This window comes from Bradyrhizobium ivorense, from assembly GCF_900696085.1.
Taxonomy (GTDB): domain Bacteria; phylum Pseudomonadota; class Alphaproteobacteria; order Rhizobiales; family Xanthobacteraceae; genus Bradyrhizobium; species Bradyrhizobium ivorense.
The window spans coordinates 889751-902068 of record NZ_CAADFC020000016.1 but is presented as its reverse complement, the minus strand read 5'-3'; the positions used below and the strand labels follow the sequence as shown (position 1 = coordinate 902068).

7 protein-coding genes are annotated in these 12318 nt (G+C 65.5%); all 7 read left to right on the top strand.

Annotated features, from left to right (window positions below):
- Nucleotides 1-402: 402 nt before the first annotated feature.
- The 7 genes from aceE (at nucleotide 403) to CI41S_RS24190 (ending at nucleotide 12276) form a co-directional block, all read left to right on the top strand.
- On the top strand, nucleotides 403-3102 hold the full coding sequence (gene aceE, locus CI41S_RS24220) for a pyruvate dehydrogenase (acetyl-transferring), homodimeric type (RefSeq protein WP_139861864.1): 2700 nt from the start codon (nucleotides 403-405) through the stop codon (nucleotides 3100-3102).
- A 23-nt stretch (nucleotides 3103-3125) separates the two neighbouring features.
- On the top strand, nucleotides 3126-4700 hold the full coding sequence (gene aceF, locus CI41S_RS24215) for a dihydrolipoyllysine-residue acetyltransferase (protein ID WP_139861863.1): 1575 nt from the start codon (nucleotides 3126-3128) through the stop codon (nucleotides 4698-4700).
- A 16-nt stretch (nucleotides 4701-4716) separates the two neighbouring features.
- A complete protein-coding gene (lpdA, locus tag CI41S_RS24210) occupies nucleotides 4717-6468 on the top strand; it encodes a dihydrolipoyl dehydrogenase (protein WP_139861862.1) in 1752 nt (583 codons plus the stop codon).
- Between the two features lie 46 nt (nucleotides 6469-6514).
- Nucleotides 6515-7849 (top strand): dicarboxylate/amino acid:cation symporter, encoded by a 1335-nt coding sequence (locus CI41S_RS24205; protein WP_139861861.1) that lies wholly within the window; start codon nucleotides 6515-6517, stop codon nucleotides 7847-7849.
- A gap of 63 nt (nucleotides 7850-7912) precedes the next feature.
- Nucleotides 7913-9085, top strand: a complete 1173-nt coding sequence (locus CI41S_RS24200) for an acetyl-CoA C-acetyltransferase (protein WP_139861860.1) — start codon at nucleotides 7913-7915, stop codon at nucleotides 9083-9085.
- 106 nt (nucleotides 9086-9191) lie between these two features.
- Nucleotides 9192-9917, top strand: a complete 726-nt coding sequence (gene phbB, locus CI41S_RS24195) for an acetoacetyl-CoA reductase (protein ID WP_139861859.1) — start codon at nucleotides 9192-9194, stop codon at nucleotides 9915-9917.
- An 82-nt stretch (nucleotides 9918-9999) separates the two neighbouring features.
- Complete coding sequence (locus CI41S_RS24190; RefSeq protein ID WP_139861858.1) at nucleotides 10000-12276, top strand: NADP-dependent malic enzyme; 2277 nt, start codon at nucleotides 10000-10002, stop codon at nucleotides 12274-12276.
- Nucleotides 12277-12318: the final 42 nt, after the last annotated feature.

Genomic DNA, 12318 nt, shown 5'->3' with positions numbered 1-12318 from the left:
TGGTTGCGGTGGGCCGATGGGCGGGATCGCGCCCGATGTTCGGGAACCGCAACCAGGGCGATCCGATATTTCGGATGGCCGCCCCGGCGGTTTTCCGGTGCTCCGGACAGGTCCGCTTTGGACGCATCCGGCGGGTGCGCCGGCCCGCAGGGCAAAAGCCAGCAAATTGAATGACATCTCGGTGATCGACCGGGCATTCCGCGGCATGGCACGAATGCTGCTTGAGATGCCTGCAAAAGGAGCGGCAGCTCCAGAATATACAGTGCGAGGGGACGTTCGGATGCCAACCAACATTCAAATCACGACCTGAAACGACCGGGACTTCGCCCGTTCGGCATTGCGCGCTTCCGCATGAATGCGGGCCGCAATGAGCGTCGGCGTGCGACTTCGGCTTGGCATGCAATGGAGAGAGCAATGACGATCGCGGACACGCACGATCAGGATCCGCAGGAAACCCGGGAGTGGCTCGACGCCCTGTCGGCCGTCCGGGGCCATCGCGGCAATGAACGCGCGGAGTTCGTCGTCAATGCGATGCTCGAGGCGGCGCGCCGCGACGGCCTGCAGATCGAGCAGTCGCTGACGACACCCTATTGCAACACGATCCCCCTGGACCAGCAGCCGGCGCTGCCCGGCGATCGCGCCATCGAGCACAGGCTGCGCTCCATCATCCGCTGGAACGCGCTGGCGATCATTCTGCGCGCCAACAAGGAAAGTTCGGAGCTCGGCGGCCATATCGCGAGCTTCCAGTCGGCCGCCACGCTCTACGACATCGGCTTCGGCCATTTCTGGCACGCGCCGACGGATAGCCATGGCGGCGACCTGATCTTTGTGCAGGGACACTGTTCCCCCGGCATCTATGCGCGCGCCTTCCTCGAAGGGCGATTGAGCGAAGAGCAGCTGCTCGGCTTCAGGCAGGAGACCAGCGGCAAGGGATTGTCGAGCTATCCGCATCCCTGGCTGATGCCGGAGTTCTGGCAGTTCCCCACGGTGTCGATGGGGCTCGGGCCGCTGATGGCGATCTATCAGGCGCGCTTCCTGAAATACCTCGAGAACCGCAAGCTGGCCGAGACGTCCAACCGCAAGGTCTGGGCGTTCATGGGCGACGGCGAAACCGACGAGCCGGAGTCGCTCGGCGCGATCTCGCTCGCCGGCCGCGAAAACCTCGACAATCTGATCTTCGTCATCAACTGCAACCTGCAGCGCCTCGACGGGCCGGTCCGCGGCAACGGCAAGATCGTGCAGGAACTCGAAAGCGTGTTCCGCGGCGCCGGCTGGAACGTCATCAAGGTGCTGTGGGGCTCGGGCTGGGACCGCCTGCTGGAAAAGGACAAGAGCGGCAAGCTGCTCAGGCTCATGGAGGAATGTGTCGACGGCGAATACCAGGACTTCAAGAGCAAGAGCGGCGCTTACATTCGCGAGCACTTCTTCGGCAAGTACGATGAAACCAGGCAGCTCGTGGCTGACATGAGCGACGACGAGATCTGGCAGCTCGCGCGCGGCGGCCACGATCCCGCGAAAGTGTTCGCCGCCTATACCGCGGCCGTGAACCACAAGGGCCAGCCGACGGTCATTCTGCCGAAAACCGTCAAGGGCTACGGCATGGGGGAATCAGGCGAAGGCCAGATGATCGCGCATCAGGCCAAGAAGATGACCCAGGATGCGCTGCGCGGTTTCCGCGATCGCTTCCAGGTGCCGGTCGCGGACGCGGACCTCGCCAAGGTCCCGTTCCTCCGGCTGCCGGAAGACAGCCCGGAAATGAAGTATTTCCGCGCGCAGCGCGAGAAGCTCGGCGGCTACCTGCCGCAACGCCGGCGGAAATCCGCATCCTTGCAAATTCCGCCGCTCTCGACGTTCCAGCGGCTGCTCGAAAACACCGGCGAGCGCGAAATCTCGACCACGATGGCGTTCGTGCAATTGCTCGGTGCGCTGGTGCGCGACAAGGCGATCGGCAAGCACATCGTGCCGATCGTGCCGGACGAATCCCGCACCTTCGGCATGGAGGGCATGTTCCGGCAACTCGGCATCTATTCGTCGGTCGGCCAGCTCTACCGGCCGCAGGACGCCGATCAGCTGATGTACTACCGCGAAGACAAAAGCGGGCAAGTCTTCCAGGAGGGCATCAACGAAGGCGGCGCGATGTCGAGCTGGATCGTCGCGGCGACGTCGTACTCGACCAACAACGTGCCGATGATCCCGTTCTACATCTACTACTCGATGTTCGGTCTGCAGCGCGTCGGCGATCTCGCCTGGCTTGCCGGCGACATGCGCGCCCGCGGCTTCCTGCTCGGCGGCACCGCCGGCCGCACCACGCTGAACGGCGAGGGGCTGCAGCATGAGGACGGCCACAGCCACGTGCTCGCCGCCACCATTCCGAACTGCATCTCCTACGATCCGACCTTCGCCTATGAGGTCGTGACCATCGTCCGCGAAGGGATGCGCCGCATGTACGAGGCGCAGGAGGACGTCTACTACTACCTCACCTTGATGAACGAGAACTATCCGCACCCGGCGCTGGCCGAGGCAGGCCAGGGCGCCGAGGAGGGCATTCTCAAGGGCCTCTATCTCCTGAAGAACGGCGGCGAGACCGCGAAGAAGGGACTGCGCGTCCAGCTCGTCGGCTCCGGCACCATCCTGCGCGAGGTGATCGCGGCGGCCGACCTGCTCAAGGCGGATTTCGGCGTCACCGCCGACGTCTGGAGCGCGACCAGCTTCAATGAGCTGCGCCGCGACGGCATGGCGGCGGAACGCTGGAATCTGCTGCATCCGACCGAACCGCGCCGCAAGAGCTGGGTGGAAACGCAGCTCGAAGGCCATCCGGGGCCGGTCGTCACATCGACCGACTACATGCGCAACTACCCCGACCAGATCCGGGAATATGTCCACGCGGCGGGACGGCGCTACGTCGTGCTCGGCACCGACGGCTTCGGTCGCAGCGATTATCGCGTGAAGCTGCGGAAATTCTTTGAGGTCGACCGTTACTACGTCGCCGTCGCGGCACTCAAGGCGCTCGCCGATGAGGGGGCGATCAAGCCTGCGACAGTGGCCGAGGCCATCGCCAAATATCAGATCGATGCCGGGCGCGCTGCGCCGTGGACCGTGTGAGGCAGGGAGCCGAGGGCAGAGCGATGAGTGGTCTGATCGACATCAAGGTTCCCGACATCGGCGACTTCAAGGACGTTCCGGTGATCGAGATCTTCGTCAAGCCGGGCGACAAGGTGAAGGCCGAGGATCCGCTGGTCGCGCTGGAATCCGACAAAGCCACCATGGAGGTGCCGTCGCCGCGCGATGGCGTGGTGAAGGCCGTGGTCGTCAAGGTCGGCGACAAGGTGAGCGAAGGCGCGGTGATCGTGCAGTTCGAGGGCGCCGGCGCCGAGCAGGCCGAGACGCGCCCCGTCGTCAGCGCGCCGCCGTCGCCGGTCAGCGCGCCGGCCGGACTCGCCGAGGTGCGCGTCCCCGACATCGGTGACTTCAAGGACGTTCCGGTCATCGAAATTTTTGTGAAACCCGGAGACAGCGTCAAGGCCGAGGACCCGCTGATCGCGCTGGAGTCGGACAAGGCGACGATGGAGGTGCCGGCGCCGCTCTCGGGCACCGTGCGTGAGATCAAGGTGAAGACCGGCGACAAGGTCAGCGAGGGCGCGATCATCCTCGTGCTTGCGACCGGCGATGCATCGGCGGCGGCCGGCGCTGCCGCGCCTGCCGCGGCGCCGGCGTCTCCGGCTCCTGCCGCGGCCCCCGTGGCGCAGCAGGCAGGCGCGGTCGACGAGACGGCGTTCGCGCTGGCCTATGCCGGTCCCGCGGTGCGAAAGCTGGCCCGCGAAATGGGCGTCGATCTCGGCAAGGTCAAGGGCACCGGTAACCACGGCCGCATCGTGCGCGAAGACGTCGAGGCCTTTGCCAAGGGCGGCGCGCCGGCCGACAAGCCGCAGGCTGCGGCGGCAAGCGGCGGAGGCGGCGTCGGTGGCATCGATCTGCTGCCCTGGCCGAAGGTGGATTTCGCAAAGTTCGGGCCGGTCGAGCGCAAGGAGCTCGGCCGCATCAAGAAGATCTCCGCGGCCAATCTGCATCGCAACTGGGTCGTCATTCCCCACGTCACGACCCACGACGAGGCCGACATCACCGAGCTCGAGCAGTTCCGGGTCAAGATGAACAAGGAGCTGGAGAAGAGCGGCGTGAAACTCTCGCTGCTGCCGTTCATGGTGAAGGCGGCGGTCGCGACCTTGAAGAAATTCCCCGAGTTCAATGCCAGCCTCGACGGCGACACCCTGGTCTACAAGAACTACTGGCACATCGGCTTTGCCGCCGACACGCCGAACGGCCTGATGGTGCCTGTGATCCGCGATGCCGACAAGAAGTCGGTGCCCGAGATCGCCAATGAGATGAACGCGCTCGCCAAGCTGGCGCGCGAGGGCAAGATCAAGCCCGACCAGATGCAGGGCGGCACCTTCTCGATCTCCTCGCTCGGCGGCATCGGCGGCATCTACTTCACGCCGATCATCAACGCGCCCGAAGTCGCGATCATGGGCGTCTGCAAGGGTTACTGGAAGCAGCATTCGGCCGACGGCAAGACCTGGTCCTCGCGTCTGACCCTGCCGCTGTCGCTGTCCTGGGACCACCGCGTCATCGACGGCGCGGCCGCGGCGCGCTTCAACGTCTACTTTGCCAACGTGCTCGCCGATCTGCGGCGCGTGCTGTTCTGAGAAGGGGGAGCGCGGCATGGCCCAGCAGATCGAAGTCAAGGTCCCCGATATCGGCGACTTCAAGGACGTCGCGGTGATCGAGGTCATGGTGAAGCCCGGCGAGACCGTCGCGGTCGACACCAGCCTGATCATGGTGGAGTCCGACAAGGCGTCGATGGAGATCCCGTCCTCGCATGCCGGTGTGGTCAAGGAGGTCAGGGTCAAGGTCGACGACAAGGTGAGCGAGGGGTCGATCATCCTCGTGCTGGAAGCTGCGGGGGCCGCGGCCGCACCGGCGCCTGCGCCCGCAGCCGCATCGAAGCCCGCCGCTGCGCCGCCGCCGGCCGCAGCGGCCGCGGCCTCCTATTCCGGCAAGGCTGATATCGAATGCGAGATGCTGGTGCTCGGCGCAGGTCCAGGCGGCTACTCGGCCGCTTTCCGCGCCGCCGATCTCGGCATGAAGACCGTGCTGGTCGAGCGCTACGATACGCTCGGCGGCGTCTGCCTCAATGTCGGCTGCATCCCGAGCAAGGCGCTGCTGCACACGGCATCGGTGGTCGACGAGGTCAAGCATCTGCCCGACCACGGCATCTCGTTCGGCGCGCCGCAGATCGACCTCGGCAAGCTGCGCGCGTTCAAGGACGGCGTGATCAAGAAGCTGACCGGCGGCCTCGCCGGAATGGCGAAGGCGCGCAAGGTCGAGGTGGTGACCGGCGTCGGCGCCTTTGTCGACCCGCATCATCTCGAAGTCGCCACCGCGAGCGGCAAGAAGACGATCAGGTTCGCCAAGGCGATCATCGCCGCCGGCAGCCAGGCGGTGAAGCTGCCGTTCCTGCCCGAGGATCCGCGCATCGTCGATTCGACCGGCGCGCTGCTGCTCAAATCGATCCCGAAGCGGATGCTGGTGATCGGCGGCGGCATCATCGGGCTGGAAATGGCGACGGTGTATTCGACGCTCGGCGCGCGCATCGACGTCGTCGAGATGCTCGACGGCCTGATGCAGGGCGCCGACCGCGACCTGGTCAAGGTCTGGGACAAGATGAACGAGTCGCGCTTCGACAAGGTGATGCTGAAGACCAAGACGATCGGCGGCAAGGCCACCGAGGCCGGCATCGAGGTCAGCTTCGAGGGCGCGCAGGCGCCGTCGGGGCCGCAGCTCTATGACCTCGTGCTGGTGGCGGTCGGCCGCAGCCCGAACGGCAAGAATATTGGCGCCGACAAGGCTGGGGTCGGGGTGACGGATCGCGGCTACATCGACGTCGACAACCAGATGCGCACCAACATCGCGCACATCCATGCCATCGGCGACATCATCGGCCAGCCGATGCTGGCGCACAAGGCCGTGCATGAAGGCCATGTCGCCGCCGAAGTCGCCCATGGCGAAAAATCCTATTTCGACGCGCGGCAGATTCCGTCGGTCGCCTACACCGATCCAGAAGTCGCCTGGGCCGGCAAGACCGAGGACCAGTGCAAGGCCGAGGGCGTCAAGTTCGGCAAGGCGGTGTTCCCCTGGGCAGCGTCCGGCCGCGCCATCGCCAACGGCCGCGACGAGGGCTTTACCAAGCTGCTGTTCGACGCGACGAGCCATCGCATCATCGGCGGCGGCATCGTCGGCACCCATGCCGGCGATCTGATCAGCGAGATTTGCCTCGCGATCGAGATGGGCTGCGAGCCGGCCGATATCGGCAAGACCATCCATCCGCATCCGACGCTTGGCGAGTCGATCGGCATGGCGGCAGAGGTCTTTGAGGGACACTGCACCGACCTGCCGCCGCAGAAGAAGAAATAACCTGCCTGCCGACCCGCGGGCACAGCGAGATCAAGGAGAACACACAATGTCTGGAGCGACCACTGCGGCGTCTGGAACGGCGGCCGTGACGCAGAAGAAGCCGTTTTACAGGATTCTCTATGTTCAGGTGCTCGTGGCGATCGTGCTCGGCGTCATGGTCGGCTGGCTCTGGCCGGATCTCGGCAAGAACGAGTGGATCAAGGCGATGGGCGACGGCTTCGTCAAGCTCATCAAGATGGCGATTGCGCCGATCATCTTCTGCACGGTTGTCTCCGGCATCGCGCACATTTCCGAAGTGAAGAAAGTGGGCCGCGTCGCGGTCAAGGCGCTGGTCTATTTCGAAGTGGTCTCGACCTTCGCGCTGGCGCTCGGCCTGATCGTCGCCAACGTGCTGCACCCGGGGTCCGGCTTCCAGGGCCAGTCCAATGCCGCGGCGGTCGCCGGCTACGCCAAGCAGGCGAGCGAGATGAAGTCGGTGGACTTCGTCCTGCACATCATTCCCGACACGGTGGTCGGCGCGTTCGCGCAGGGCGAGATCCTTCAGGTCCTGCTGTTCGCCATCCTGTTCGGCTTCGCGCTGATGGGGCTCGGCGAACGCGCCCACACCGTTCGCACCATGATCGACGACGTCGCACACGCGATGTTCGGCGTGATCTCGATCGTGGTCAAGGTCGCGCCGATCGGCGCGTTCGGCGCCATGGCCTACACGATCGGCCGCTACGGACCCCAGGCGCTCGGCAATCTCGCCGGTCTGATCGCAACCTTCTATCTCACCGCGTTCCTGTTCGTGATCGTCGGGCTCGGCATCATCGCCCGCATCGCCGGCTTCTCGATCTTCAAGTTCCTGAAATACATCAAGGACGAGCTGCTGATCGTGCTCGGCACGTCGTCCTCGGAAAGCGCGCTGCCGCAGCTGATGGAGAAGCTGGAACGTCTCGGCTGCTCCAAGTCCGTGGTCGGCCTCGTCGTTCCCACCGGCTATTCGTTCAACCTCGACGGCACCAACATCTATATGACGCTGGCGACGCTGTTCATCGCTCAGGCGATGAATGTCGATCTCTCGTTTGGCGAACAGATGACGATCCTGATCGTGGCCATGCTGACGTCGAAGGGCGCCTCGGGCATCACCGGCGCCGGCTTCATCACGCTCGCCGGCACGCTGGCGGCGGTCAGGCCAGAGCTGCTTCCCGGCATGGCGATCGTGCTCGGCATCGACAAGTTCATGAGCGAGTGCCGGGCCCTGACCAATTTGTGCGGCAACGGCGTCGCCTGCGTCGTGGTGGCGTGGTGGGAAGGCGAGCTCGATCGCGAGAAGCTGAAGGTCGCGCTCGATCGCGACATCGATCCGTCCGACATCGAGGTCGCCATCACGACAGGCTAGCAGAGCGGCGTGATCCGCAAGGGATCAGCGCCGGATCATCACGAGGCATCAAGGGAGTTGGTCATGACGGACGTGGTAATTGTCTCCGCGGCGCGGACGCCGGTCGGCTCTTTCAACGGGGCCTTCGGCGCGCTGCCCGCGCACGAGCTCGGCGCGGTCGCGATCAAGGGCGCGCTCGAACGCGCCAAGGTCGCGCCCGAGGACGTCGACGAGGTCATCCTCGGTCAAGTCCTGTCAGGCGGCGAGGGACAGAATCCGGCGCGGCAGGCCGCCATGGCGGCCGGCATTCCGCAGGAGAAGACGGCATGGGGCATGAACCAGCTGTGCGGTTCGGGCCTGCGCTCGGTTGCCCTCGGCCTGCAGCAGATCGCCAACGGCGATGCCAAGGTGATCGTCGCCGGCGGCATGGAGTCGATGTCGATGGCGCCGCATCTGTCGCATCTGCGTCCCGGCACCAAGATGGGCGACGTCAAGTTCATCGACTCCATGCTGAAGGACGGCCTGCTCGATGCATTCCATGGCTATCACATGGGCGTCACGGCGGAGAACATCGCGGCGCGATGGCAGATCACCCGCGAGGAGCAGGACGCCTTCGCGACCAGCTCGCAGAACAAGGCCGAGGACGCCCAGAACGCCGGCCGGTTCAAGGACGAGATCGTTCCGGTCACCGTCAAGACCAGGAAGGGCGACGTCGTCGTCGACCAGGATGAATACATCCGGGCCGGCACGACGCAGGATGCGCTGGCCAAGCTGAAGCCCGCCTTCAACAAGGAGGGCTCGGTGACCGCCGGCAACGCCTCGGGTCTCAATGACGGTGCGGCGGCGCTGGTGCTGATGAGCGCTGACGAAGCCAGCAGGCGTGGTCTGACGCCGCTGGCGAAGATCGTGTCGTGGGCGACCGCAGGCGTCGATCCGGCCGTGATGGGCTCGGGCCCGATTCCGGCGTCGCGCAAGGCGCTGGAAAAGGCCGGCTGGAAGGTCAGGGATCTCGACCTCGTCGAGGCCAACGAGGCCTTCGCGGCGCAGGCCATTGCCGTCAACAAGGACATGGGCTGGGATCCGTCGATCGTCAACGTCAACGGCGGTGCCATCGCCATCGGTCATCCGATCGGTGCATCCGGCGCGCGGGTTCTGACCACGCTGTTGTTCGAAATGCAGAAGCGCGGCGCGAAGCGGGGCCTCGCCACGCTGTGCATCGGCGGCGGCATGGGCGTCGCCCTGACCGTCGAGCACTGAGCCAACCGGCAGGACGCAAGCAAGACGCGGACGGCACACGCCGTCCGCGGGCGACGGCGGCGGCCGAAAGCGCACGAACAGACAACAAACCGATCAGGAGGAGATCATGTCGAGGGTTGCGGTGGTGACCGGCGGAACGCGCGGCATCGGTGAGGCGATCTCGATCGCGCTCAAGGCTGAAGGCTACAAGGTGGCCGCCAGCTATGCCGGCAATGACGAGGCGGCCGCGAAGTTCAAGAGCCAGACCGGCATCGACGTCTACAAATGGGACGTCTCGAGCTACGAGGCCTGCGTCGCCGGCCTGAAGCAGGTCGAAGCCGACCTCGGGCCGGTGGACGTGCTGGTCAACAATGCCGGCATCACCAAGGACGGCATGTTCCACAAGATGACGCCGGAGCAGTGGTACGCCGTCATCAACACCAATCTGAACTCGCTGTTCAACATGACGCGGCCGGTCTGGGAGGGAATGCGCGCGCGGAAGTTCGGCCGGGTGATCTGCATCTCCTCGATCAACGGCCAGAAGGGCCAGATGGGCCAGGTCAACTACTCCGCCGCCAAGGCCGGCGACATCGGCTTCGTCAAGGCGCTGGCCCAGGAAGGCGCCCGCTCCGGCATCACCGTCAACGCGATCTGCCCGGGCTACATCGCGACCGAAATGGTCAAGGCGATCAATCCGGAGATCGTGGCCAAGAACATCCTGCCGCAAATTCCGGTCGGCCGCCTCGGCGAGCCGCAGGAGATCGCGCGCGCGGTGCTGTTCCTGGCGTCCGACGATGCCGGCTTCATCACGGGCTCGACGATCTCGGCGAACGGCGGCCAGCACGCGGTCTGAGCTGTTTCGGCCAGCGCAGAATTGAAGGCGAGGGCAAGCCCATGTCGGCGCCTCGAACGAGGGCATCAAGGCGGGGAACAGGATGGACCAGGATTTGAGAGAGGCGGCGCTCGAATATCATCGCGTGCCGACGCCGGGGAAGATCTCGGTGGTGCCGACCAAGGCGATGGCGACCCAGCGCGATCTAGCGCTGGCCTATTCGCCCGGCGTCGCCGAACCCTGCCTGGTCATCGCCGACGACCCGCTGCAGGCTGACGTGCTGACGTCGCGCAGCAACCTCGTTGCCGTCGTCACCAACGGCACGGCCGTGCTCGGCCTTGGCAATATCGGCGCGCTGGCCGGCAAGCCGGTGATGGAGGGCAAGGCGTGCCTGTTCAAGAAGTTCGCCGGGATCGACGTCTTCGACATCGAGCTCGCCGAGGAAAACCCCGACGCGCTGATCGAGACGATCGCCAGGATGGAGCCGACCTTCGGCGGCATCAACCTGGAAGACATCAAGGCGCCGGAATGCTTCTACATCGAGAAGAAGCTCCGCGAGCGGATGAAGATCCCGGTGTTCCATGACGATCAGCATGGCACCGCGATCATCGCCGCGGCCGCGATCCTCAACGGACTGAAGCTGGTCGGGAAGGACATCGCTGATGTCAAGCTGGTGTGCTCCGGCGCGGGCGCGGCGGCGCTCGCCTGCCTCGATCTGATCGTGAGTCTTGGATTGCGCCGCGAGCGGATCATCGTGACCGATGCCAAGGGCGTCGTGTATGCCGGCCGCGCCGAGAGCATGGACGACAACAAGGCGCGCTATGCCGTCAGGACGGAGGCGCGCAAGCTCGACGATATCATTGACGACGCCGACATCTTCCTCGGCCTGTCGGCCGGCAAGGTGCTGACCCCTGACATGGTCAGGAAGATGGCGCGCGATCCCTTGATCTTCGCGATGGCCAATCCGATCCCCGAGATCATGCCGGAGGATGCGCTGGCGGTTCGTCCCGATGCGATCATCGGCACCGGACGCTCGGACTACCCGAACCAGATCAACAATGTCCTCTGCTTCCCCTTCATCTTCCGCGGCGCGCTCGACTGCGGGGCGACCACCATCAATGAGGAGATGAAGCTTGCGACGGTCCGCGCGCTCGCCGACCTTGCCATGGCGGAGGTGCCGGAAGTCGTGGCCGCGGCCTACAAGGGCGAGGGACTGCGCTTCGGCCGCGATTACCTGATTCCAAAGCCGTTCGATCCGCGGCTGATCGAGATGATCGCGCCGGCGGTGGCCAAGGCGGCAGCCGACAGCGGCGTCGCCAGGCGCCCGATTGCCGACATGGATGCCTACCGCCAGAAGCTCGGCCGGTTCGTCTACCATTCCGGCAACGCGATGCAGCCGGTGTTCTCGATCGCCAAGGACAGCGGAAAATCGCTCGTTCTGGCCGAAGGCGAGGATGAGCGCATCCTGCGCGCGGCGCAGGTGATCGCCGACGAGCGGATTGCGCGGCCGCTGCTGCTTGGCAGGCCGGCGACGATCGAGCAGCGGATCGCAGCGTTCGGCCTCCGGCTGCGGCCCGGCCGCGACTGCGAGATCGTCGATCCGCATGATGCGGAGATCTATTCCAAATGCGCCGAGATCTACCATGCGCGCCGCAAACGCGATGGCGTGTCGGCCGCGCTGGCGCTGTCGGAGACGCGGAGTAATGCAACCGTGCTCGCCTCGATCCTGCTCGAACGCGGCATCGGGGACGCGATGCTGTGCGGCGTGATCGGAAGGACCGCCGATCATTTGGCCGCCATTCGCAGCGTGATCGGAACGCGAGAAAACGTGCGGACGCTCGCGATGATGCAAATGCTGATCCTGCCGCAGCATCAGCTGTTCATCTGCGACACCCACTGCAACCTCAACCCGACCGCCGAGCAGGTGGCCGACATCGCCTTGCTGGCGGCGGAGGAGGTCAAGCGGTTCGGCATCACGCCGCGGGTGGCGCTATTGTCGCATTCGAGCTTCGGCAGCTCGGCGGTGCCGGAGGCGCACAAGATGCGCGAGGCGCGCGCGATCATTCGCGAGCGGTCGCCGGATCTCGCGGTGGAAGGCGAGATGCGCGGCGACGCTGCGCTCTCGCAATCGGTGCTCGATCACGAATTCCCGGATTGCGGCTTCGTCGGTCCGGCCAACGTGCTTGTGATGCCGAACCTCGACGCCGCCAACATCTCCTACAATCTGCTGCGGATGGCGGCGGGGCAGGGGCTGACGGTCGGCGGCATCCTGCTCGGTGCGGCCAGGCCGGCGCACGTCCTCACGCCGTCCTCGACCGTCCGCCGCATCGTGAACATGGCCGCGGTCGCAGCCGCGGATGCGATATCCGAGCGAGCCTGATCGAGGGGCGGATTGGGCGCACTGTGAACGCGATCGATCGAG

Bases quoted from the DNA above. Each gene is read 5' to 3' on its own strand.
- aceE (WP_139861864.1), top strand. From the start codon at position 403: ATGGAGAGAGCAATGACGATCGCGGACACGCACGATCAGGATCCGCAG.
- aceF (WP_139861863.1), top strand. From the start codon at position 3,126: ATGAGTGGTCTGATCGACATCAAGGTTCCCGACATCGGCGACTTCAAG.
- lpdA (WP_139861862.1), top strand. From the start codon at position 4,717: ATGGCCCAGCAGATCGAAGTCAAGGTCCCCGATATCGGCGACTTCAAG.
- CI41S_RS24205 (WP_139861861.1), top strand. From the start codon at position 6,515: ATGTCTGGAGCGACCACTGCGGCGTCTGGAACGGCGGCCGTGACGCAG.
- CI41S_RS24200 (WP_139861860.1), top strand. From the start codon at position 7,913: ATGACGGACGTGGTAATTGTCTCCGCGGCGCGGACGCCGGTCGGCTCT.
- phbB (WP_139861859.1), top strand. From the start codon at position 9,192: ATGTCGAGGGTTGCGGTGGTGACCGGCGGAACGCGCGGCATCGGTGAG.
- CI41S_RS24190 (WP_139861858.1), top strand. From the start codon at position 10,000: ATGGACCAGGATTTGAGAGAGGCGGCGCTCGAATATCATCGCGTGCCG.